This window comes from Streptomyces sp. DSM 106670 (assembly GCF_055792845.1).
In genome coordinates this window covers 562,324-585,156 of record NZ_CM147704.1, presented here as the reverse complement: position 1 = coordinate 585,156, position 22,833 = coordinate 562,324, and the positions used below count along the sequence as shown (strand labels likewise).

Annotated in this window: 21 protein-coding genes; 6 read left to right on the top strand and 15 right to left on the bottom strand. The window is 73.0% G+C overall.

The genetic code is table 11. The features are described 5' to 3' along the window. Window positions 1-9: 9 nt before the first annotated feature. The 9 genes from ACSMXR_RS02515 to pgfA form a co-directional block, all read right to left on the bottom strand. Window positions 10-780 (bottom strand): FkbM family methyltransferase, encoded by a 771-nt coding sequence (locus ACSMXR_RS02515; RefSeq protein WP_473171131.1) that lies wholly within the window; start codon window positions 778-780, stop codon window positions 10-12. Further along, a complete protein-coding gene (locus ACSMXR_RS02510; protein WP_473171130.1) occupies window positions 777-1,007 on the bottom strand; it encodes a Trm112 family protein in 231 nt (76 codons plus the stop codon). The genes ACSMXR_RS02515 and ACSMXR_RS02510 overlap by 4 nt, the downstream gene beginning before the upstream one ends. A gap of 51 nt (window positions 1,008-1,058) precedes the next feature. Further along, the gene (locus ACSMXR_RS02505) at window positions 1,059-1,952 is read right to left on the bottom strand and encodes a hypothetical protein (protein WP_137231663.1); all 894 of its coding nucleotides are present in this window, start codon (window positions 1,950-1,952) and stop codon (window positions 1,059-1,061) included. A 4-nt stretch (window positions 1,953-1,956) separates the two neighbouring features. After that, on the bottom strand, window positions 1,957-2,682 hold the full coding sequence (locus ACSMXR_RS02500; protein ID WP_030083082.1) for a class I SAM-dependent methyltransferase: 726 nt from the start codon (window positions 2,680-2,682) through the stop codon (window positions 1,957-1,959). After that, a complete protein-coding gene (locus tag ACSMXR_RS02495; RefSeq protein ID WP_473171129.1) occupies window positions 2,679-4,007 on the bottom strand; it encodes a condensation protein in 1,329 nt (442 codons plus the stop codon). The genes ACSMXR_RS02500 and ACSMXR_RS02495 overlap by 4 nt, the downstream gene beginning before the upstream one ends. Then, entirely contained in the window at window positions 4,007-8,305 is a 4,299-nt protein-coding gene (locus ACSMXR_RS02490) for an alpha-(1->3)-arabinofuranosyltransferase domain-containing protein (RefSeq protein ID WP_473171128.1), read from the bottom strand. The genes ACSMXR_RS02495 and ACSMXR_RS02490 overlap by 1 nt, the downstream gene beginning before the upstream one ends. Beyond that, window positions 8,302-9,021 (bottom strand): class I SAM-dependent methyltransferase, encoded by a 720-nt coding sequence (locus ACSMXR_RS02485; protein WP_030083088.1) that lies wholly within the window; start codon window positions 9,019-9,021, stop codon window positions 8,302-8,304. The genes ACSMXR_RS02490 and ACSMXR_RS02485 overlap by 4 nt, the downstream gene beginning before the upstream one ends. Further along, window positions 9,018-10,199 (bottom strand): glycosyltransferase family 4 protein, encoded by a 1,182-nt coding sequence (locus tag ACSMXR_RS02480; RefSeq protein ID WP_473171127.1) that lies wholly within the window; start codon window positions 10,197-10,199, stop codon window positions 9,018-9,020. Before ACSMXR_RS02480 ends, ACSMXR_RS02485 begins: the two co-directional genes overlap by 4 nt. 239 nt (window positions 10,200-10,438) lie before the next feature. Next, window positions 10,439-11,422, bottom strand: a complete 984-nt coding sequence (gene pgfA, locus ACSMXR_RS02475; protein WP_137231674.1) for a cell envelope lipid trafficking protein PgfA — start codon at window positions 11,420-11,422, stop codon at window positions 10,439-10,441. Window positions 11,423-11,607: 185 nt separating this feature from the next. Here pgfA and ACSMXR_RS02470 point away from each other — a divergent pair, with 185 nt between their 5' ends. After that, a complete protein-coding gene (locus ACSMXR_RS02470) occupies window positions 11,608-11,760 on the top strand; it encodes a hypothetical protein (protein ID WP_218527001.1) in 153 nt (50 codons plus the stop codon). Then, window positions 11,757-12,962 carry a PucR-like N-terminal domain-containing protein gene (locus ACSMXR_RS02465; protein ID WP_473171126.1) on the top strand — a complete coding sequence of 402 codons (1,206 nt, stop codon included), beginning with the start codon at window positions 11,757-11,759 and terminating at the stop codon, window positions 12,960-12,962. The genes ACSMXR_RS02470 and ACSMXR_RS02465 overlap by 4 nt, the downstream gene beginning before the upstream one ends. Window positions 12,963-13,028: 66 nt before the next feature. Here ACSMXR_RS02465 and ACSMXR_RS02460 read toward each other — a convergent pair whose 3' ends face one another. The 3 genes from ACSMXR_RS02460 to ACSMXR_RS02450 are packed head-to-tail and all read right to left on the bottom strand — an operon-like array spanning window position 13,029 to window position 16,608. Further along, window positions 13,029-13,814, bottom strand: a complete 786-nt coding sequence (locus tag ACSMXR_RS02460) for a 3-oxoacyl-ACP reductase (protein ID WP_381910433.1) — start codon at window positions 13,812-13,814, stop codon at window positions 13,029-13,031. A 4-nt stretch (window positions 13,815-13,818) separates the two neighbouring features. Beyond that, the gene (locus tag ACSMXR_RS02455) at window positions 13,819-15,213 is read right to left on the bottom strand and encodes an aldehyde dehydrogenase family protein (protein WP_473171125.1); all 1,395 of its coding nucleotides are present in this window, start codon (window positions 15,211-15,213) and stop codon (window positions 13,819-13,821) included. Window positions 15,214-15,243: 30 nt separating this feature from the next. Then, window positions 15,244-16,608: a glutamine synthetase family protein gene (locus ACSMXR_RS02450; RefSeq protein ID WP_473171124.1), complete on the bottom strand. Its 1,365-nt coding sequence runs from the start codon at window positions 16,606-16,608 to the stop codon at window positions 15,244-15,246. Between the two features lie 73 nt (window positions 16,609-16,681). Here ACSMXR_RS02450 and ACSMXR_RS02445 point away from each other — a divergent pair, with 73 nt between their 5' ends. The 3 genes from ACSMXR_RS02445 to ACSMXR_RS02435 all read left to right on the top strand — a co-directional run bounded on the left by ACSMXR_RS02445 (window position 16,682) and on the right by ACSMXR_RS02435 (window position 19,931). Further along, window positions 16,682-17,470 carry a FadR/GntR family transcriptional regulator gene (locus ACSMXR_RS02445; RefSeq protein ID WP_381796691.1) on the top strand — a complete coding sequence of 263 codons (789 nt, stop codon included), beginning with the start codon at window positions 16,682-16,684 and terminating at the stop codon, window positions 17,468-17,470. Window positions 17,471-17,662: 192 nt separating this feature from the next. Further along, on the top strand, window positions 17,663-19,144 hold the full coding sequence (gene eat / locus ACSMXR_RS02440; protein WP_137231680.1) for an ethanolamine permease: 1,482 nt from the start codon (window positions 17,663-17,665) through the stop codon (window positions 19,142-19,144). 49 nt (window positions 19,145-19,193) lie between these two features. After that, complete coding sequence (locus tag ACSMXR_RS02435) at window positions 19,194-19,931, top strand: gamma-glutamyl-gamma-aminobutyrate hydrolase family protein (RefSeq protein WP_137231682.1); 738 nt, start codon at window positions 19,194-19,196, stop codon at window positions 19,929-19,931. Between the two features lie 37 nt (window positions 19,932-19,968). Here the strand turns inward: ACSMXR_RS02435 and ACSMXR_RS02430 are convergent, their stop codons facing one another. The 3 genes from ACSMXR_RS02430 to ACSMXR_RS02420 form a co-directional block, all read right to left on the bottom strand. Continuing rightward, a complete protein-coding gene (locus ACSMXR_RS02430; RefSeq protein ID WP_473171123.1) occupies window positions 19,969-20,721 on the bottom strand; it encodes a hypothetical protein in 753 nt (250 codons plus the stop codon). A 162-nt stretch (window positions 20,722-20,883) separates the two neighbouring features. Then, window positions 20,884-21,465: a TerD family protein gene (locus ACSMXR_RS02425; protein ID WP_030083110.1), complete on the bottom strand. Its 582-nt coding sequence runs from the start codon at window positions 21,463-21,465 to the stop codon at window positions 20,884-20,886. 61 nt (window positions 21,466-21,526) lie between these two features. After that, a complete protein-coding gene (locus ACSMXR_RS02420) occupies window positions 21,527-22,102 on the bottom strand; it encodes a TerD family protein (protein ID WP_103508141.1) in 576 nt (191 codons plus the stop codon). Window positions 22,103-22,400: 298 nt separating this feature from the next. Here ACSMXR_RS02420 and ACSMXR_RS02415 point away from each other — a divergent pair, with 298 nt between their 5' ends. Further along, the gene (locus tag ACSMXR_RS02415) at window positions 22,401-22,832 is read left to right on the top strand and encodes a BlaI/MecI/CopY family transcriptional regulator (RefSeq protein ID WP_086778814.1); all 432 of its coding nucleotides are present in this window, start codon (window positions 22,401-22,403) and stop codon (window positions 22,830-22,832) included. The last annotated feature ends 1 nt before the right edge of the window (window position 22,833 follow it).

The following is a 22,833-nucleotide window of genomic DNA, read 5'->3' as shown; positions in this document are numbered from 1 at the left end:
GCGGGGCGGTCAGGTCCTGCCCGGTACCCGTCCGTCCGGCAGGAAGAGCACCGAGTTGATGTACCGCTCGCGGTGCGGGACCAGGGCCCGGCGCAGCAGACCCCGGTGCACCAGGTGCTCGGTCCGTGCCTGGTGGGCCACCAGGTCGAACCCGTCGAGCGTGATCCAGCGCCGGCCCGCCAGGAGCCAGCCCGCATAGCCCTGTCCGGTCAGCAGCTCGATGGCCGGGGCGATCGGGCCGAGCCGGCTCTCCAGCTCGATGAGCAGCGCCGGGCGGTCCGCGCGCAGCAGCTCCGCCGCGCCGAGCAGGGCCGCCCGCTCACCGCCGTCGACGTCCATCTTCACGAAGCCGACCCCGCGCAGCCCCAGACCGTCGACGGTGATCGACGGCACCTCCAGGCAGTGCGCGTGGATGTCGCGGCGGGCCAGCGACGACACCCCCCGGTCGCCTTGGTCGCCCTCCGGGAACCACAGCTGGGCCGTGCCTTCCCGGTCGGTCGCCGCGCCCTGGACCACCCGGGCGTTCGACGGCAGCGTCCGGCGCAGATGCCCGGCCAGATGCGGCACCGGCTCGATGGTGACCACCTCGGCGCAGCGGGCGGCCAGCCGCCGCGACCACGGGCCGTACCAGCCCCCGATGTCGAGGGCGATACCGTCCGGCGGGCAGAAGTCGGCCAGCCGCCGCAGCTCGGGCTCGAAGCGCGGATACAGGGCGACGGCCGCCGCGCCGACCAGGCGGGCGGGCAGCCGGGACGCCACCGCCGCGGCGAACGTGGTCACGTGGCCGAGGCCTTGAGCCGGCTGAGCAGACGCTCGTGGTCCACCGCCGAGACCTTCCGGCCCGACGAGGGCAGCAACTGCGGGATGCCGTCCACGATCGGGTAACTCAGGCGCAGCCGGGGGTTGTAGAGCGCCGCCCCCTCCGCCTCCTCCTCGGGCAGCAGCGACAGCGGGCCCTTGTCGAGCGGGCAGGCCAGCAGGGCGAGCAGCGGGTCGTCGGGGTTCATCGGTACAGCTCCCTCAACTCAGGTGGACCGGACGGCGGATCGTGTCCGGGGTCAGGACGGCGCGGCGGGCGGTGGATCGTGGCGGGGCATGGCCAGCAGGACGGACAGGGCGAGCGCCGTGCCGCCCACCCGCAGGGCCAGCAGCAGCGGATCCTCGGGCAGCCTCTCGCCGAACGCGAGCGTCCCGAGCACCGCGGTGAACAGACAGGTCACCGTGGTGCACACCGGCACGATGAGGGACGCCCGGCAGCGCTGCAGGGCCGCCTGCGACATCACCAGACCGGCCCCCGCGGTGAACAGCAGCAGATACGGATACGGGGACCCCAGCAGCGACCACGCGGCCTCGCCCAGATCGGTGCTGGTCAGGCGGCTGGACGTGCCCTTGATGGCCAGCGAGCTGACCCCGTAGAGCAGACCCACCGCCACTCCGTAGCCGATCCCGCTGGTCGGCACCCGGTGCCGTTTGGCCGCCCGGCTCTCGACCCGTACGTACAGCCAGACGCCCGCCGCCAGCGCCGGCACGCAGACCAGCAGCACCAGCATCCACGGCGCCCCGCCGCTCACCACGTCCTCGCCCTCGCGCACCGAGGCGACGACCATCAGCAGGGCGACGAGCACCCCGCCGAGCGCGTAGCGTTCGCGGCCCGTCGACTCCTCGCCGAGCACGGCCGACGACAACAGCAGGAGCAGCACCAGACCGGAGACGAAGATGCCCTGCGCCGCCGCGATCGGCAGTGCGCGGTAGACGACCAGTTGGGCCCCGAACCCGGCCGCCAGCGCCAGCGCGCCGACGATCCACAGCGGGCTGGTCGCCAGTACCCGGATCACCCGCAGCGGCCGGCCGGCGGAGAGCGCGGGCAGTGAGCCCAGGGCCCGTTTCTCCACCACGAAACCCACGCTGTACAGCGCGTTGGCGACCAGGGCCGCGCCGACACCCCACCACATCGCGCTACCTCCGCCGCGCGTGGGCCAGCAGGATGGAGGCCGCCCCGGGCACCGCGCACGCCGCCCGGTCCAGCAGCCGCAGCGGACGCGGCACCCCGTGGAAGGGGGCGCCCTTGACCGTCACATCGGTGAAGCCGGACGCCGTCAGGAACGAGCGCAGCGCACGGGCCGTGTACAGCCGCAGATGTCCGACCACCTCCGAGCCGGGGCGGCCGTGGATCCCGCGCAGACTGACCTCCGAGAACACCGGCTGCACCCCGGCGAGCAGCAGCGCCCGGTTGTACCAGGCCGCCAGGTTCGGGGTGGACAGCATCAGATGGCCGCCGGGCCGCAGCACCCGCCGCAGCTCGTCCAACGCCTGGTCCGGGTCGACCAGATGCTCCAGGATCTCGCTGAACAGCACCGCGTCCGCGCACCCGTCGGCCAGCGGCAGCCCGCCGTGCTCCAGCTCCCCGCGCACCACCGCGCCCATCCGGGGCCGGGCCCGGCGCAGTGCGTCCTGCGACCAGTCGACCCCGATCAGCCGGTGCCCGGCGAGGAACGGGGCCGCCGTCGCGGCCGCCGTGCCGTCGCCGCACCCGATGTCGAGGATCACCTGCCCCGGCGCGTCCAGCGCATCGGCCAGCAGCCGGGCCTGCCGTCTGCTGCGCCCGTCGCCCGAGGCGACGGGCACGGCCGGATTCTCGTAGAAGTCCCGCAGCCCGGGCGGGGGAGAGGCGGTGCCGGTCATACGGTCTCCGAGGACGTCGAGGCCAGGTGACGGGTGAACATCTCGCGCAGGCGCACGCCGTCCTCGTCCCCCAGCAGGGTCCGCGACCAGCGCAGCGCCAGATGCAGCCGGCCGCCCGTGGACGCCGTGGTGAACGTCAGCCCCCGGGGCATCCGGGCGGGCGCGGAGAACCACACGGCCGTCGCCCGGCCCGCCTCCCCGAAGTCCAGCGGATACGGCACCCGGCCGATGTTGCTCAGCAGTGTCGTCGAGGTCCACGGCCCCGCCAGCACCCGCAGCCCCCGGGTGACCGCGGCGCGGGCGGCCACCGGCAGCAGCGGCGCGGTCAGCAGGGAGGCGGCGCGGCCCAGCGGCGGCCGGGGGCGCGCCTTGAGCGCCCGGGTCCGCTCGGCGGTCGCCCGGAGCAGGGCGGCGACGTCCGCCCCGGGCACCAGCTCCGCGGCGGCGAAACCGACCTCCACCAGCCGGGTGCCGTTCCCGATCGGCATCTCGGGCCCCCGGGTGCGGTCGTCGACCGGCATGGTGATCCGCAGCGGCCTGCGGTCGGCCCCCGGCGCACCCTGTGCCCGGTTCCAGTCGGCCACGGTGAGCGCGGTGGCCACCATCAGCTGGTCGTTCACCGTGTACGGCGCTCCGGACTCCCGCCGGGGGACCGGCAGTTCGGCCAGCAGCATCGCGTTGCCCGGTACCGGGGACGGCCCCGGCGCGCCCGCCGCGATCCGGGCGGGACGGGCCAGCGGAGCCGCCGGCGACTCCCCGGCGGGCGGCTCGGACGCCGGGCGCGCCGGGGCGGGCGCCGGCGCGGCGCGGTGCGCGCCGTAGACCTCGGCGGCCGTCGCCGCCAGCCGCATGCACGCCGGGCCGTCCAGAGCGGTGTGGTGCACGGCGAACACCAGCACACACCCCTCGCCGCCCGGCTCCCGCACCACGTCCAGCCGCAGCGGCGGCGACGCGGTCAGCGACGGGGCCTGGTCCAGCGCCCGGGCCCGGGCCCGGGCGAGCGCCCCGGGCCCGGACGGCGGGAAGGAGACCGGATCCGGGTCGGCGCTCCCGGTCAGCTCCCACTCGTAGCGCCGGGCGAACGCACCCCGGGGGCGCTCCCGCATCAGCGCCCGGGGGTGCCGGGCCAGCGCCTCGGCGAACGCGGAGCGCAGCCGCCCCTCGTCCACCCGGCCGGGCAGATGGATCTCGATGTGCACCGTGTTCGGCTCGGCGTCCTGCTCGCAGTGCCGGGCCACCTCGTCGACCACCGGGAACGGCACCCGCGCCGGGGGCCCGGGCCGGGGCCCGCCGCCCCGCGCCCGCGACTGCTGCGTGGTCGCCATCAGGTGCTCCCGCCGGGACGGGGCGGCGGAGTTCCCTGCGGCCGCTTCGGGTCGGTGGACACCGTCCGGCCCGAGGGCGCGGCGGACTGCGCCGGAACCGTGGGCGCCTCGCCGGACGCCGTGGCCGGGGCGGCCGTGCCCGGGCCACCGGCGGCCCGTCGGCCGAGCGGTCCGCGTCCGACCGTGACCAGCGCCGCGAACAGGCCGACCAGGGCGAGGAACTGGGCCGTCGCACCGAACGCGCCCTCGTCCGCGGCCGTGGTGTCCCCGGTGCCCACCGCCGCGACGACACCCGCGGCGGCCATCGCCGCGAACGCCACCGGAGCGAGCCACTGGGGCCGGAAGCGGGCGAGTACGGCGAGGAGGGGCACCGCCAGGGCCAGCGGCCCCGCGATCACCACACCCACCAGGGTGAGCGCCACGGTGCCCAGGACCAGACCCGGCCCCGGCGGTACGGGCCGCTCCTCGGCCGCGTACGGATCGGCTCCCCGCCGGCGTACGAAGGCGAGTCCCACGAGCACCAGGAGCAGTGCTCCCGCGCCGATCAGACCCACCTGGTAGATCCGGGCGGGCTCGTACTCCAGGGTGACCTTGCCGCCCTCGCCCTCCGGGACGAGCCAGGCCTGCTGCCAGCCGTCGATCCGCAGTGGCGTCAGCTCCTTGCCGTCCAGGGTGGCCTTCCAGCCCGCGTTGTGGTTCTCGTGGATCTGGAGGTAGGAGGCCGCGCCCGGGCCGACGGCGATCGTGCGCCGGTCGCCGTCGCCCTGCTCGACGTCCACCGACCGCGGCGTGCCCGCCCCGGCCTCGGAGGTGCCGTTGCTCAGCGTGACGTCCGTGATGGCGAGCGGTCCCGCGTCTCCCGCCTCGACGGTGGTGGACGAGGCGGCCAGCTCCACCGAGCCGTCCTTCGTGCACGGCGTGACCTCGATGGGGCGGCGCTGGGTCAGGTCCCGCACCCGGCCCTCGGCCCGGGTCTCCAGGAACGTACCGCCCACCGACAGGACCGGTCCCTTGCCGCAGGCCAGACTGAAGGTCTTGTCCGGCTTCGGCTGCGGCGAGCGGTACTCCTCCAGCGCCGGGATGTAGACCTCGCTCAGACCGACCGGCAGCTGCAACTGGTCGTCGGCTACCGGGTTGTGGACGGTCAGCGGAGCCTGACGCGAGATGGTGATGTCCATCCGGTCGGTGTTGATCGGCGAGAAGCGGGCCATGCCGTTCTCGTCCACGGCCGCCACCGCCGTACCGTCCGGCGAACTGATCTGCACCTGCTCGGGCCGGGTGGACAGACCGCCGGCCGCCGCGAAGACGATCTCGCCGACCTCCTTCTTCTCCGGCCACGACAGATGCAGTACGGGGCGTTCGCCCGCGATCCACGCCGTGGTCAGATCACCGTCGGTCAGATTGCGCGGACTGAGGTTGGTGCCAAGCCGCGCGGTGGAGTCGGCGCTCACCTCGATCCTGTCCCGCTCGCCCGTCAGCTCGAACAGCAGCTTGTCCAGCTCGTCCCCGGGTACCGGGACCGCGCTCGCGGACACCTTGTACGTGCCCGCCTCCTGGGCGGTGAACTGCCGGTGCAGACCGACCTCGGCCGCCACCGAGGACAGACCGCCCGGGTCGCTGCCGCGCCGCAGCGAGTAGACCGTGGAGTCCGCACCCTCGCGCGGCGCGTCCGTGGGCAGCTCCAGCATCCGGGTCACCTGCACCCCGGGGATCGCGATATCGGTGAACCCGGCGCCGGTGAGACCCGGGCGCCCCTGCTGGGACTCCAGGATCGTCACCTTCAGCCAGGCGGCCTGCCCGGCGGGCGCGGCCACCTGCTGCGCCGACCCGTCCGTCCGCAGCGGACTGTCCTTGAAGCCCCGGTCCGTCTCGACGCGGACGACGGTCGGCGCGGCCCGCACGTTCGCACTGGGCAGCGGAGTCACCTGGAGCGAGCCCGGAAGGTCCGTCGGGGCGGTGAAGTCGATCCGCACCCACTCGTTCTCGGGCGAGCCCGGCGAGCCCTCGGCCCAGCCGGTGTCCGGATTGCCGTCGAACGCGTTGACCGGGTCGTACTGCGGCAGATGGAACAGCCAGTTGCCCACCGAGGAGGCGCTGACCTTCTTCGCCCCGCGCAGCACGGCGGTCGTCTGATGCTCCGCGCCGGACGTCGGCAGGATCTGCCGGGGGCTCCGGCCCGGATCCTGCGCGGCCTCGGCGGCGTTGCGCTCATCCGCGGTGTACGTGTACGAGGTGTTGGAGTTGACCAGCCCGAACCGGGTGTCGGCGCGCCGCAGCCCGTCGCCCGCCGCGTACAGCGAGGGCCGTCCCAGGCCCGGGTGCGCGTCACCGGCCAGCACGGCCGGCCGGCCTTCCAGCGCGCCGCTCGCCGACAGCGGGAGCAGCGACTCGGGCCCGCCGCTCACGACGGCCGTCGAGGCCACCGGAGCCGTGCTCGCCCGGCCCGGACGTTCCGTCCCGGCGGGCGGTTCGTAGATCTCCACGGCCCGCTGCCGTGGATAGAGGCCCTCGACCTGTACGGGAGTGTCCGCGGCGATCCGGCCGCCGGTCATCACCGGACCGAACCCGGTCACGCGCCGGTACCCGGAGGCCTCCAGCGTGCGCTTCACCGTCGTCGTGGGGACATACCCGAGCTGGTCGGGATCCAGGTCGTTGCGGACCACCACATGGTGCAGCCCGGCCCGGTTCAGATACTCGCTCAGCCCCGGAACCTCACCGCCGGAGGTCAGCGCCTGCTCGACGGCGTCCATCGCCCGCCGGTTGCCCGGCGTACCGAAGGGCACGTAGTCCCTCTGTGCCCAGGGCGAGTTGGCGAGCACGTCCAGCGGCTGGTCGATGGGGGAGCCCCAGGTGTAGATACCGTGCGCGGTCGCCGGCACCACCAGGGCGCGGTCGTTCGCCGCGTTCTTCTTCAGCCAACCACCGGTCGCCTCCCAGTACTTCGGCAGCTGTTGGAACGAACCCGTCTGCAGGATCGAGCCGTTGACGTACGGCCAGGCCAGACCCGGCAGCACGATCACGGCGGCGACCACCGGCGCGAGCCGGCGGGCCCGCACCGCGTTGCCGCCACCGCGCGCCGCGACGGCGACGGAGGCCACCGCCGTCAGGTGCGCGAGCCCCAGCGCCAGGGCCAGCGCCACACCCGTCTGGAACTTGTAGATGTTCCGGAACGGCACCAGCCAGCCGTCCAGCCACTCCTGCACGGTCCCGTGGAACAGCCCGCCCAGCGCACCGCCGTAACCGGCGAGCGTCACCAGCGCGACGCTCAGGACCGTGAGCACCAGCCAGCGGCGCTCGGGCAGATCACGCCGCGCCAGACCCGCCAGACCCAGGGCGGCGGCGAGCGCCGAGCCGAGGATGGTGACGGTCGCGGTGGCGACGGTCCAGCCGGCGGGCAGCCAGGCCTCGCCGAAGTTCAGATAGCCGACCCAGTTCCCGCCGCCGCGCAGCATCTCCGTCGCCGACATGGTCGTCGTGGTGGTGTACGAGGACTCCACGTACGGCATGAAGTTCTCGCCGAAGGTCCCGAGCAGCAGCAGCGGCACGATCCACCAGGCGGTCGCCAGGATCACGCCCGGTATCCACCAGGCCAGCAGCGCCCGCTTGCGCGGACCGCCCGGCCGGGACAGCAGATACAGCCCCACCGGCAGCAGCGAGGCCAGCGTGGAAGCGGCGTTGACCCCGCCCATCAGCGGGATCAGCAGCGCGGAGCGGGCCGCGGCGATCCTCGGCGCGAGCCGCGGGTTCGTCAGCGGCAGCAGCACCCACGGCAGCAGCGCGCCCGGCAGGGCGGCGGCCGAGGTCGAGCCCACGACGATCGTGTACGTCGGCCACAGCGCGTACACCACCGCACCCAGCAGCCGGGTCGCCGGGGAGCCGACACGCAGCCGCTCCGCCAGCCGCAGCGCGCCCCAGAAGGCGGTCGCCACGATCAGCGAGAGCCACAGCCGCTCCGCGAGCCAGACCGGTACGTGCAGCAGGTCGGCCGCCCCGTAGTACGGCAGCATCGGGATGGCGTAGCCCACGTACTGGTCGGCGATCCCGCCGAACCCGGCCCGGCTGTGCCACAGCTCGCCCAGGTCGCCCAGGAAGCGCCAGGGGTCCGCGACGACGCCGAGCTTGGTGTCGAACGTCATCCGCCCGGGCGACACCGCGAGGAACGCCGCGAACACGGCGGCCCAGAAGCCCAGCAGCCAACGCCGCGACCGGGGCGGGGGCGGGCCCTCGGAGGAGCCCGGCGGCACGGGACCCGCACCGTCCGGGGCCGTGGGCCGGGGTGGGTGGACAGCGCTGGTCATGAACACCGCCGGAGGATGAGGAGGAGGTTCCAGGTGGCGAACTCCCGCAGTACGGGGATCCGCGGCACGAGCTGGGGAAGGACGGGCCAGTAGCGCGAGCGGGCCGAGACGACGGCCACGTCGGAGCGGCTCCGGACATGGCTCAGCGTCTCGCCGACGCCGATCTTGAAGAGGTTCTCGCCGAGCCGGTGTTTGGCCGGGCCGCCGGTGCGCCGCTCGTAGCGGCTCCGGGCGCGTTCGGCGCCGAGGTAGTGCCAGGGCGCCCACTCGTGGCCGCCCCACGGGGAGAGCCAGTTGGTGTAGGAGACGTAGATGAGGCCGCCGGGGCGGGTCACCCGGGCCATCTCGCTGAGGAAGGTGTGGGGGTCGGCGACGTGCTCCAGCACGTTGGAGGAGAAGCAGACATCGGCCGCGCCGTCGGCGAGCGGCAGCAGATAGCCGTCGGCGACGACGGTGTCCGCGCGCTGCCCGGGGCCGATCTCCGCCGGATCCGGTTCGAAGAGATAGCTGTGCGCACCGCGCCGCCGGAACTCCCGGGTGAAGTAGCCGTCGCCGCCGCCGATGTCCACGACGACCTTGTCCCGGAGCGGACCGTGCCGCTCGACCTGGTCGGCCGCGTCACGGGCCAGCAGGGTGTATGCGGTGGCGGGGTCGCCCTGTTCGCGCAGGAAGGCGCGGAACAGGGCGGCCGACCGCCGGAACGAGGGGTCCTTCACGCGCTCGCGCCGATCGCCGGGGCGCCCGGGCCGCTCGCCGCACCGGCGGCCGCCTCGGCGGCCACCGCCGCGAACCGGCGCACACTGGCGGTCCACCGGTAGTCCGCGGCGCGTTCGCGGGCCGCCTTGCCCATCGTCTCGCGCCGCTCGTCGTCCAGCGCCAGCGCACACCAGGCGGCGGCGAAGGAGGACGCGCCCGGAGCGAGGATCCCGGTGACTCCGTCCTCGACGGAGTCGCGCAGCCCCGGCACGTCGAAGCCCAGGGTCGGGGTGGACCGGGCCGCCGCCTCCGTGACGACGAGCCCCCAGCCCTCCACGGCCGCCGGGTGCAGCAGCATCCACGCGGCACAGAGCAGCCGGTGCTTCTCCGCCTCGGTCACATGACCGGCGAACTCCACACCCGGACCGGCGAGTTGTTCCAGCCGGGCCCGCTCCGGGCCGTCGCCGACGATGACGAGCCGGCCGCCGGTGACCGGCCGGACCCGCTCCCAGAGCTGGAGCAGCAGATCGACGCGCTTGTAGTCGACGAGCCGGCCCAGCGCCACGAACAGCGGCGTGGCGGACCGCTCGCCCTGCGGGCTCGGCTCCTGGACCCCGTTGTGCACCACCCGGATCCGCCGGTCGGGCACGCCCAGTTCGCGCAGGGCGCCCGCCGTGGACGGGGAGACCGCGATCATCAGGTGGTCGCGGTAGGCCCGGGACAGCGCCCAGTGTTCGAGCTTGCGCCCGGCACGGGCCACCGGCGTCGGGAAGCGCATGTCCCACAGATCGGTGTGCACATGGTTGACCAGGCACACCGTGGGTCCGCGGTGCCACAGGGGCGCCAGGTACGGCATGCCGTTGCAGACCTCGACGAGCAGGTCGCACGTCCCGATGTGCCGGGCGAACGCGGATCGCGCGCCGACGTAGTGCCCCAGCGTGCTGCCCGCCGAGACGACCCGGTAGGACCGGCGTGCGGCCTGCCCGCCGCACAGCAGCGTGACGTCGTGGCCCTGCTCGGTGAGGCCGAGGGCAAGCTGGTCGACCAGCAGCTCGGAGCCGCCGGCGGCCGGATTGCCCAGGTCGCGGTGGGCGAGGAAGACGATACGTCTGGGGACGGCGGGAACCGGGGCGGACGCCGGGCCCTGACCCGGGCGTGCGACGGCGTCGAGCAGTGGGGGAGGTACGTGCTGGGGCATCGGTGCTCCAACTCGGCTCGGGATGTAGGGAATTCGGGGAAGCGACCCTCGGGGTCGAGGGCCGTGCCGTACGGGGCGGGGAGCGGGAGGGTGGGGAGAAGCGAAGTACGGAGGAGGTGGGGAAGAACGGGAAGGGAAAGGAAAGGACGAGACCGGGGGGCCGTGCTCTGGTGGGGATAGACAGTTTTCGGCACGGGTACGCGCCCGGCTACTCACCGGTGCAACAACTTGCCGGTAACTCAGGTGTGCGGAATCGTCATCATGTGAGTATCCGGAGCTTCCGGCTCCGTCCGACGCCCCCGTACGACGAGCACGACGCCCGCGATCGTGAGCACACCGCCCAGTCCGGCCGCCCCGGCCGGCGCGGTCGTGCCGAGCATCGCCAGCCGGTCGCTGTCCGCCGAAGCGAGCTCGACCTGCTTGAGCTGGGTCTCCTCGGTGAACTCCACCCGCTTGCTCTCCAGCAGCACGACGGCGTCCTTCGTGGATCCCGGGGCGCGCAGCGTCTTCCTCGGCCCGATCGCCGCGTTGATGATGCGGCCGGTCCGCCGGTCCACGACCAGTTCGATACCGCTGTTGGAATACCACTCCTCGGCCAGCACCTGCGGGGTCTTCTTCTTCCCCACGAGCAGCCCCGGCACCTGGCGCACCCCGGTCCTGGTGGGCTCCACCTCGCCCTTGAAGAGATAGCCGGAGTAGCCCTGGATCTCCTTCTCACCTGCGTAGGACAGCCGCACCACACCGCCGAGCGTGCTGTCCCACCAGCGGTAGGAGCGCTTCTCGACGTCGAAGGGGAACTTCAGGTACGCCTCCCCGTCGAAGGCCGGGGACTCCTCGCAGCAGTGCACCGGCTCGTTGGTGGAGCGGTCGGTCACCCAGCGCTCCAGCGTCCACTGGAGGGCGTCACGGGGGTCCGAGGCGGGCAGGGTGCCCTGGTGGTCGACCGAGGTGGACACGTCCCACACGGCGTTGCCGCTCTTCTCGCTGTCGGCCACGTCCCCGCGCACCTGCCGGGTGATCGTGATCGTTCTGCCCTCGACCGTCTCCACCTCGGAGGTGTCGAAGTAGCTGCCCGTCCCGGTGAAGACGGTGGTGGTGTCGATGTCTATGGGGGTGCGCTTGGCATGCGGCTGGACGTACCAGACGAGCAGCGGCGCGAGGACGAGCAGGAAGACCCCTGCCCCCAGCAGGACAAGCGACAGGGGTGAAGCGTTGTGGCGCATCCGGGCACTCCTGGGTCGAATCTCTTCGCGGAGGTGCACGGGCCCCGGGCCGGTCAGCCCTTGATTGGCGTGAACAGTAAGCAAGCCCTTGACGGAATGTCAATGTGCTGTCGACACTGTGTCCCAGCCGGAGGGGCCCGGCTGAAGGGGTGGGGATCGTCTCCAGCAAGGAGCTGACCCGACTTATGCGCAGACTCATCGCCGCAACCGTCACCGTTCTGGTGGCCGCGTCCTTCGCCGTTGGTGCGGCGGTCGGTGTCGTGGCACTGCTCGAAGCCACTCCCGACCAGCCCAATACCCCTCTGATCAGCTATGACACCGGCCCGGCGGCTCCGTGACGCGGCCCGCCTGGCAGGAGGTCCCCCGGTCGAAGCTCGACCGCTTCGAGGCGATCGCCCGGTCCGAGGCCCCGGAGCTCGCCCAGACGATCCTGTACCAGATACGCCAGGAATATCCCTATCTACACCTTGTCGAGGACGAGTCCGGAGAGCCGCTGGCCCTCGTCGGCATCCGCCGCGCCATCGAAGGCTTCGTCCACAACCTCACCGCGGGCGCCCACCCACGGGTGCCGCCGGAGATGTTCCAGGAGTTCGGCCGGGGCGAAGGGCTCGAAGGCCGCAGTCTCGACGCGCTTCAGGCCATCTACCGCCTCGGGGTCCGGCTCACCTGGCGCAGGCTCGCCGAGATCGGCCAGCAGGTCGACATCCCCGCGCCCGCCATGTACGAGCTGGCCGAATCGGGATTCGAGTATCTGGACGGGCTCGTGGAACAGTCGGTACGGGGCTACGCCGAGGCGGCGGCCCGGCGCGCCAGTGAACGGCTCCGCCTCCAGCGCCAGCTGATCGAACTCCTGCTGATGGAACACCGCGGCGACGCGGCCCGGGGCCTGGCCGAGCGGGCAGCGCGGATCGGCTGGGAGCTGCCGGAGACGATCGCCGTGGGCGTGCTGATGCGCCCGGCCCGCGAGGCCGTGGCCCCCGCGGTGGGGCAGGGCATCCTGCTGGAGATGGAGAGCGAGCAGCCGCGCATCGTCATCCCGGATCCGGACACGGCGGGCCGCGCGGAGATCCTGCGGCGCGCCACGGCCGGCTGGTCCGGGGCGATCGGCCCGGCGGTCCCGCTGGCGGCCGCGGCGACCTCGCTGCGCTGGGCCGAGACAGCGGTCCAGCTGATCAAGAAGGACCTGCTGCCGCAGGGCGAGGTGCTGTACTGCACCGAGCGGACGGAGGAACTGCTGCTCCTCCCGGCCCAGGAGCTGATCGACGCCGCCGCCCGCCGCTGCCTCGCCCCGCTGGACGGGCTCAGCCCGACCCAGACGAAGCGGCTGGCCGAGACGCTGCTCGCCTGGATCGAGACCCCCGGCGGCGCCCCCGAGGTGGCCGCCCGCCTGGGCGTCCACCCGCAGACGGCCCGCTACCGGCTGCGGCAGATCCGCGAGCTGTGGGGCGACGCCATCGACGAACCGGACCAGCGCTTCGAGATGCTCCTGGTGCTCCGCGCCCAGCGCCTCAGGGGAGGGCCGGCCCCGGCCCCGCGCTGAACGGCGACCGGCGGCCGGACGTCCACGGACGTCCGGCCGCCGGGGGAGTACCGGAGAGTGCCGGGATCAGACCGGGGTGACGTACGCCCCGGCGATCCCGCCGTCGACCAGGAAGTCCGTGGCGTTCACGAACGAGGAGTCGTCGCTCGCCAGGAACGCCACGGCGGCGGCGATCTCGGTCGGCTCCGCGAACCGGCCGACCGGGATGTGCACCAGACGCCGGGCGGCCCGCTCCGGGTCCTTGGCGAACAGCTCCTGCAGCAGCGGGGTGTTGACCGGCCCGGGGCACAGGGCGTTGACCCGGATCCCGTCGCGCGCGAACTGCACCCCCAGCTCGCGCGACATCGCCAGCACCCCGCCCTTGGACGCGGTGTACGAGATCTGCGAGGTGGCCGCGCCCATCCGGGCCACGAACGAGGCCGTGTTGATGATGGAGCCCCTGCCCTGCGCGCGCATATAGGGGATGGCCGCCTTGCAGCAGAGGAACACGGAGGTCAGATTGACCTCCTGCACCCGCCGCCAGGCCGCCAGGCCGGTGTCCAGGATGGAGTCGTCGTCGGGCGGCGAGATCCCCGCGTTGTTGAACGCGATGTCGACCGAGCCGTAGGTGTCGAACGCCGCCTTGAAGAGGGCGTCCACCTGCTCGGCGTCGGTGACGTCGGTACGGACGAAGAGCCCGCCCGCCTCCTCGGCGGCGGCCTTGCCGCGCTCCTCGTCCACATCGGCGCAGACGACGTGCGCGCCCTCGGCGGCCAGCCGCCGCACGGTGGCCAGACCGATGCCGCTGCCGGCTCCGGTGACGACGGCGGTGCGGCCGACCAGGCGGCGGCAGACGGAAGAAGTGTCGGTCATGGGCTCAGGCCTCCGTGCTGATGAAGACGTTCTTGGTTTCGGTGAAGGCGGCCAGGGCGTCCGGGCCGAGCTCGCGGCCCAGGCCCGACTGCTTGTAGCCGCCGAAGGGGGTCGAATAGCGCACGCTGGAGTGCGAGTTGACGGAGAGGTTGCCCGCCCGCAGACCCTGCCCGACGCGCAGTGCACGCCCGACGTCCCGGGTCCAGACCGAGCCGGCGAGCCCGTACTCGGTGGCGTTGGCGAGCCGCAGCGCGTCCTGTTCGTCCTCGAACGGCAGGACCACCGCGACCGGCCCGAAGACCTCCTCCACGGCCACCGGCGCGTCCGGCGAGACCCCGGTGAGGACGGTCGGCGGGTACCAGAACCCGGGGCCCTCGGGGGCCGTTCCGAGAACGGTCCGTACGCCGTCGGCGCCACGGTCGCCGTCGACGAAGCCCCGTACCCGGTCGAGCTGGAGCGCCGAGATCAGCGGGCCCACCTGCGTCTTCTCGTCGGCCGGGTCGCCCACCACCACGGCGGCGACGGCCGGGACGAGCAGCTCCAGGAAGCGGTCGTACACGGACCGCTCGACCAGGATCCGGGTCCGGGCGCAGCAGTCCTGACCGGCGTTGTCCAGGAAGGACATCGGGGCGGCCGCCGCCGCGGCCGCCACATCCGCGTCGGCGAAGACGAGGTTGGGGCTCTTGCCGCCCAGCTCCAGGGTGAGCCGCTTCACGCGCTCCGCGCAGCGGGTCATGATGTGCTTGCCGGTCCGGGTGGAGCCGGTGAACACGATCTTCGCGACACCCGGGTGCTCCACCAGGGCGCTTCCCGCCACCGGGCCCTCGCCGGGCAGCACCTGGAAGAGACCGTCGGGAAGACCGGCCTCCAGGGCGAGTTCGGCCAGCCGGAGAGCGGTGAGCGGGGTCGTCTCGGCGGGCTTGAGGAGGACGGCGTTGCCCGCAGCGAGGGCCGGGGCGAGACCCCAGGCGGCGATCGGCATCGGGAAGTTCCACGGCGCGATGACGCCGACGACGCCCAGCGGCTCCAGGACGGTGAAGTCGATCCCGCCCGCGACCGGGATCTGCCGGCCGAGCAGCCGCTCCGCCCCGCCCGCGCTGTAGTCGAGGAGGTCGCGGACGTTGCCCGCCTCCCAGCGGGCGTTGCCGATGGTGTGTCCGGCCTCCCGGACCTCCAACTGGGCCAGTTCCTCGATGTGTTCGTCGACGACCACGGCGAAGCGGCGCAGCAGCCGGGCCCGGTCGGCGGGCGCGGCGGCGGCCCAGCGCCCCTGGGCGGCCGCCGCGCGGGTGACGGCGGCGTCCACATCGGCGGCGGAGGCGGCGGGGACGGTGGCGATGACCTCGGCCGTGGCCGGGTTCAGGACGTCCAGGGTGGACGCCGCGGAGTGCTGTGACACGTACGGACCTCGATCAGGAAGAGGGAGCGGTCAGAGGCGTTCGAAGGAGCGGCGCAACTCCCAGTCGGTCACCGCGGAGTCGTAGGCGGCCAGTTCGACGCGGGCCATGTTCAGGTAGTGCGCGACGACCTCCTCGCCGAACGCCTCCTTGGCGATGGGGCTGGCCTCCCACAGCTCGGCCGCCTCGCGCAGGGTCGTCGGCACCTGGTCGTAGTCGCCGGTGTACGCGTTGCCCGTACACGCCTCGGGCAGCGGCAGCCGGTGCTCGACCCCGTACAGTCCGGCGGCGACCAGTCCGGCGACGGCCAGATGCGGGTTGACGTCGCCGCCGGGCAGCCGGTTCTCGAAGCGCATCGAGCGCCCGTGGCCGACGACCCGCAGGGCGCAGGTGCGGTTGTCGACGCCCCAGGCGACCGCGGTGGGGGCGAAGGATCCCGGCTGGAAGCGTTTGTAGGAGTTGATGTTGGGTGCGTAGAGGAGGGAGAAGTCCCGCAGGGCGGCCAGCTGACCGGCCAGGAAGTGCCGCATCAGCTCGGACATGCCGCCCTCGCCGTCGCCCGCCATCATGTTCTCGCCGTCCGCGTCGGTCAGCGAGAGATGGATGTGGCAGGAGTTGCCCTCGCGCTCGTCGTACTTGGCCATGAAGGTCAGCGAGACGCCCTCCTGGGCCGCGATCTCCTTGGCGCCCGTCTTGTAGACGGCGTGCTGGTCGCAGGTGGTGAGCGCCTCGTCGTAGCGGAAGACGATCTCGTGCTGACCGGGATTGCACTCGCCCTTGGCGGACTCGACGGTCAGCCCGGCCTGCTGCATCTCGTTGCGGATGCGGCGCAGCAGCGGCTCGATCCGTCCCGTGCCGAGGATGGAGTAGTCGATGTTGTATTGGTTGGCCGGGGTCAGCCCGCGGTAGTCGCGGTCCCAGGCCTCCTCGTAACTGTCCCGGAAGACGATGAACTCCAGCTCCGTGCCGACCTGCGCCGTGCAGCCGAGCGCGGCCAGCCGGTCCAGCTGGCGCCGCAGGATCTGGCGCGGCGCCGCGACGACCGGGCTGCCGTCGTGCCAGGCGAGATCCGCGATCAGCAGGGCGGTCCCCTCGTGCCAGGGCACGGGGCGCAGGGTGGCGGCGTCGGGGACCATGCCGAAGTCGCCGTAGCCGTTCTCCCACGAGGACATCGCGTAGCCGTCGACGGTCCGCATCTCGGTGTCCACGGCCAGGAGGTAGTTGCAGCCCTCGGTACCGTGCTCCAGCACCTCGTCCAGGAAGAACCCGGCCGCGAACCGCTTCCCCTGAAGCCGGCCCTGCATGTCCGGGAAGGCCAGCACCACAGTGTCTATCGACCCGTCCGCGACACGCGAGCGGAGCTCGTCGACGCCGAGCGGGGGTGTGCGGTCTGCCACGGGATGCCTCCTTGGGTGAACCGGGAGGCATAAGGTATGACAGAGAACCATTGCTTGGGAAGGGGATCCGCCAGTGGCCACGAGGGAGAGAGCGGACGACACCCGTCCGGCGGCAGCCGCCACCGACGCGGCGGCGGGCGAGCCGGACGCCGCGACCGCCCGGCTGGACTCCGTGCTGCGCCCGGTCCGCGCGGGCAACGGCTTCGAGGAGGCGCTGGAGCAGGTCCTCCAACTGCTGCGGCTCGGCCTGGTGCCGCCCGGCGAGCGGCTGCCCTCCGAGCGCGAGCTGGCCCAGCATCTGCGGATCAGCAGGGTCACGCTGCGCGAGGTCCTCAAGGTCCTCCAGGACCAGAACATGGTCGAGAGCCGCCGCGGCCGCTACGGAGGAACGTTCGTCCTGCCGCGCACCGCCGCCCCCGACGACAGCGACGAACTGCGCCGCCGGATCGCCGCCGTCGACGTGGAGGACACCCTGCGCTTCCGCGAGGTGCTGGAGGCCGGGGCGGCGGGCCTGTGCGCCGAGGGGCTGCCGGCCGACGGCGAGGCCCGGCTGCGGGCCGCGCTGGACGCGACGCACGGCGCCCGGCTGGAGGACTACCGCCGCCAGGACACCCTGCTCCACCTCACGCTCGCCGAACTCTCCGGCTCCCGCACGCTCGCCGCCCAGTACGCCGCGGTCCGGGCCACCCTCAACGAACTGCTCGACTGCATCCCGCTGCTGGTGCGCAACCTGGAACACTCCCAGCAGCAGCACGCGGCCGTCGTCGAGGCGGTGCTCGACCGGGACGCGGACGCGGCGCGCGAGATGATGCGCGAACACTGCGGCGGCACGGCGGCCCTGCTGCGCGGCTTCCTCGCCTGAGCCGGTCCGGCGGTCCGGCGGTCCGGTGGACCGGTGGACCGGCGGACCCGCGCGGCGAATCCGTAACCACTCTTTAACGCACGGCCCTTGCCATTCGCTCCTACGTTCCACAAAGGTGTGCCGACGAACCTTTGACCGACGCAGTGTGCCACCGACTCCCATCGGCGGAGTCGACAGACATCGGGAGCGCTCATGGCTCAGGGAACCGAAACACCCGCCGGACCACCCGCCGGACCTTCCGGCGGCGCGGACCCGGGAACGTCCGGCACGGACGCGTATCTGCACCGCCGCACCCTGCGCCGGGGCAGCGCCGGCTGGCTCCTGCTGACCGGGCTGGGCGTCGCCTACGTCGTCTCCGGCGACTTCTCCGGCTGGAACATCGGCCTGTCCAAGGGCGGCTTCGGCGGCCTCGCCGCGGCCATGGTCCTGATGGGCGTCATGTACGCGTGTCTGGTCTTCGCCCTGGCCGAACTCTCCGCCATCCTGCCCACGGCGGGCGGCGGTTACGGCTTCGCCCGGCGGGCGCTCGGCACCTGGGGCGGCTTCCTGACCGGCACGGCCATCCTCATCGAGTACATCCTCGCCCCCGCCGCCATCTCCCTCTTCATCGGCGACTACGTCGAATCGCTCGGCCTGTTCGGGCTCACCTCCGGCTGGCCCGTCTACCTCGCCTGCTTCGCGATCTTCATCGGCATCCACCTCTGGGGCGTCGGCGAGGCGCTCCGCTTCAGCCTGGTGGTGACCGCCATCGCGGTGGCCGCGCTCCTCATCTTCGCCGTCGGCGCGTTCACCGAGTTCGACGCGGGCCGTCTCAACGACATCCCGGCGGACGCCTCCGCCTTCGGCTCCAACTCCTGGCTGCCCTACGGACTCCTCGGCATCTGGGCCGCCTTCCCCTTCGGCATGTGGTTCTTCCTCGGCGTGGAGGGCGTGCCGCTCGCCGCCGAGGAGGCCAAGGACCCGGTCCGCTCGATGCCGAAGGCCCTGGCCATCTCGCTCGCCGTCCTGGTCTTCCTGGCCCTCATCACCTTTGTCTCCGCCACCGGGGCCCAGGGCGCCAACGCCATCAAGGAAGCCGGAAACCCGCTGGTGGTGGCCCTGCAGGGCAGCGGCGAGCCGACCGTCCTGAGCCGCTTCGTGAACTACGCGGGCCTCGCCGGACTGGTCGCCTCCTTCTTCTCCCTGATCTTCGCCGGATCCCGTCAGCTGTTCGCCCTCTCCCGGGCCGGCTACCTGCCCCGCTTCCTCTCCCTCACCAACCGCCGCAAGTCCCCCTACCTCGGCCTGCTGATCCCCGGCGTCATCGGGTTCACGCTCGCCGCCTGGAGCGGCAACGGCGGCCGGATGCTGAACGTCGCCGTCTTCGGCGCCACGATCAGCTACGCCCTCATGGCGCTCTCCCACATGATGCTGCGCCGCCGCGAACCGGAACTGCCGCGCCCCTACCGCACCCCCGGCGGCGCGCTCACCTCGTCCGTGGCCTTCGTTCTGGCATGCTCGGCGCTGGTGGCGACCTTCCTGGTGGACCGCGACGCGGCGTTCATCGCGCTCGGCGTGTACGCCGTGGCCCTGGCCTACTTCGCCCTCTACAGCCGTCACCGGCTGGTCGCGGGAGCCCCGGAGGAGGAGTTCGCCGCCCTGGCGGCGGCCGAGGCCGAACTCGCCCGCGACTGAGCCCCGCGCCCCTGTCTCCAGCACCACGATCCAACGAGGAGTACGTTCCATGTCCCGGCCCGTCATCGGCATCAGCACCTACCAGGACCCGGCCCGCTGGGGTGTGTGGGAGATGCCCGTGGTGCTGTTGCCCGCCGCCTACCCGCGCCTCGTCCGGGCGGCGGGCGGACGCGCGGTGCTGCTGCCGCCCGACGACGCGGCGGACGCGGCCCGGGACACCGTCGCCGCCCTGGACGGGCTGGTGATCGCCGGCGGAGCGGACGTGGAACCGGCACGGTACGGGGCGGTCGCCGACCCCCGTACCGGCCCCCCGGCCCGCGAACGCGACGCCTGGGAGCTGGCCCTGATCCGGGCGGCGGTCGAACAGCAGGTCCCGCTGCTCGGCATCTGCCGGGGCATGCAGCTGCTGAACGTCGCCCTCGGCGGCACCCTGCACCAGCACCTGGACGACCACACCGGCGGCCCCGGCGTCTTCGGCAGCCACCCGGTGACCCCCGTGCCCGGCACCGCGTACGCGGACGCCGTACCGGAGACCGCGGTGGTGCCCGCCTACCACCACCAGGCGGTCGACCGCCTCGGCGCCGGCCTGGTCGCCTCCGCCCACGCGCCCGACGGGACCGTGGAGGCCCTGGAACTCCCCGGGCACGGGAGCCTGGTGCTCGGCGTGCAGTGGCACCCGGAGATGGGCGAGGACACCCGGGTCATGGCCGCCCTGGTCCGGGCCGCCGGGGGAGCGGCGGACCTGCCCGACGCCCGGCCCGCGGCGGAAACACCCGTACGCGCCTGAGCTGAGCCGTCCCGCGCGTGCGTGGGGCGGTGGGACCTCAGCGGCGGGTGTCGGGCAGGCGCGGCCCCGCGACCCCGCCGGAACTCTCGAAGCCCGGCCCGGAGAACTCGGGCCCCGCGAACGCCGGCGAGCTGAAGCCGGAGCCCTCGCCGCGACCTGCCGCAGGCGTGGCCGTCTCGGCGAGTCGCTGGAGCAGGAACGGCCGGATCCCCCGGTCGCGCAGCGCCGCCAGCCACGCCTCACGGGCGTCCTGGAGGGCGGGGGACCGGTCGGGCACGTCCGCCGCGCCGTCCGCCGACTGCTTCGCCGCCGTGCGGTAGAGGGCGACCACGCTGACCAGGCCCGTGACCGCCGCGACCACCAGACTGGACCAGCCGACGCCGACGAGCGTGCCCGCCAGGGCCGACAGACTCCCGGTGAGCCGCAGCCCGTACCCGAGGAGCAGGAACGTCGCCGCGGCCACGGCGGCGAGCACCGGCGTCAGCACCCCGAGGACCGCCAGCACTCCGGCTCCCGGCCGTTCCTGGTCGCCCGGCCCGGAGAGCGGCGACACCCCGGCTTCCCGCCGCCCGCCCCGCGCCTGCCGCCGCAGAGCCGCGTACCGCCGGTACTCGGCGTCGGCGGCGGCGGTCGTGCGCGCGACGGCCGCCAGGCCCAGGACCCGCAGCCGACCGCCGGGGAACCCCGAGCGTTCGAGCAGGCGTCGGATCTCCGGGGAGGCGATCACCTCGTCGAGCGCGCTCGCGTAGTCGGATCTGTCCTCGTCCCCGAGCCGGGAAGGTCTGCCCATGCTGTCCCTCGGTCGATGCTGTCGATACGGGTGTCTATGCCGATACGGGTGTCTATGCGGGTGTCGACATACAGATGGGGCGGCGGGTGTGCGCCGCCCACCGGACAGCGGGGGCGCGCGCCTGCCGCGTGCGCACCCCCGCCGGTGTCCGGTGAGATGTTCCTAGAGGTGCTGCACGACCGCGGGCATCAGGTCCTGGAAGGTCCGCCCGTCCGCCGCCGCGCCGATCGCGGTCATCTGCCAGCCCGAGCCGGTCCGCTGGACCTTGGCCATGATCTGGGCGGTGTGCCGCCCGCCACCGGTCAGGGTGTACCGGGCCAGTTCCTGGCCGTTGCTCTCGTCGACCAGCCGGCAGAAGGCCGCCTCGACCTCCTCGAAGGTCTGGCCGGTGAACGAGTTCACCGTGAAGACGATCTGGTCCACATGGGCCGGCACACGCCGCAGATCGACGACGATGGACTCGTCGTCGCCGCCCTCGCCCGCTCCGCCGACCCGGTTGTCCCCGGTGTGCTGGACCGAACCGTCGTCGCTGGTCAGATGCTGGAAGAAGACCACGTCCTGCGGATCACGGCCGGCGAAGAGCACCGCCGAGGCGTCCAGGTCGATCTCACGGGCGGTCAGCCGTGCCAGAAATCCCTTACGGGGAGCGGACTTCCAGCCCAGCCCCATCCGTACGACGTCGAGCTCGCCGCCGCCGGACTTGGTGAGGCTGACCTGCTGGCCCTTGGTGAGGTTGATCGTCATCGTTCCGCCTTCGGTGCCTGTCGTGACGTGGGTGGGAGGTGCTGGTCCGGATCCCGGCGGGTCAGAGACTGACGCCGAAGTCGGCGATGATGCCGCTCAGGCCGGATGCGTAACCCTGCCCGACCGCCCGGAACTTCCACTCGGCGCCGTGCCGGTACAGCTCGCCGAAGACCATCGCCGTCTCGGTGGAGGCGTCCTCGCTGAGGTCGTAGCGGGCGATCTCCGCGCCGCCCGCCTGGTTCACCACGCGGATGTACGCGTTGCGCACCTGGCCGAAGCTCTGGCCGCGGCCCTCCGCCTCGTGGATCGAGACCGGGAACACGATCTTCGCGACGGTCGCGGGCACCGAGGAGAGGTCGACCTTGACGATCTCGTCGTCGCCCTCGCCCTCACCGGTGAGGTTGTCGCCGGTGTGCTCGACCGAACCGTCGGGGCTCTTCAGGTTGTTGTAGAAGATGAAGTGCTCGTTGGACTGCACCTTGCCCGCCTCGTCGCAGAGCAGCGCGCTCGCGTCCAGGTCGTAATCGGCGCCGGTCGTGGTGCGGACGTCCCAGCCGAGACCGACGAGGATCGCGGTCAGCCCCGGAGCCTCCTTGCTCAGCGAGACATTTCCGCCCTTGGCGAGGCTCACGCCCATGATGTTCTCCCTTGTGCGGTGACGGGTGTTCACGTGCTGGCGGCCACGCCACGGGTGACGGCGCGGACACTCTGCGGCAATGAATAAAATCTACAGCACTGTAGATTTTCGGGGCCAGAAGGTGTCGGGGCCGGAAGGTTCGCGACCAGGCGGCGAGCGGCATGGAGACGAGCGACCTGGAGGCGAGCGGTCCAGCCCCGGTCGGTGGCCGGTCCCGCCGCCGGGTGGATACGATTTCCCGATGCCCGGCGGGCGAAGTGCCGCGCCCGGGCGGGGAGAAGGAGAAAGGGGCCGTGCCGTGGACGCCGAAGGAGCCGGTGGCGAACGGGAAACGCCTGTCCGCAGGCGTGGCCAGGGCGAGCTGGAGGCCCAGGTGCTGTCGGTGCTGGGCGGGGCGAGCGAGCCGGTGACCGCCGCCTGGGTGCTGGAGCGGCTCGGCGCGGGCCTGTCGTACAGCACCGTCATCACGATCCTGACGCGGCTGCACGCCAAGCAGGCGGTCACCCGTACCGGACGGGGGCGCCCCGTCCTGTGGGAGCCCGTGGCGAACGAGGCGGGGCTCGCCGCCCTGCGGATGCGGCGGCTCCTCGACAAACAGAGCGACCGTGACGCGGTGCTCTCCAGCTTCGTCTCCGTACTCTCCTCGCACGACGAGGACCTGCTGCGGGCCCTGCTCGCCGAGAGCGGTCCCGACGGCACCGGCGCGCCCTCGGACCGGCCGGAGCGCTGAC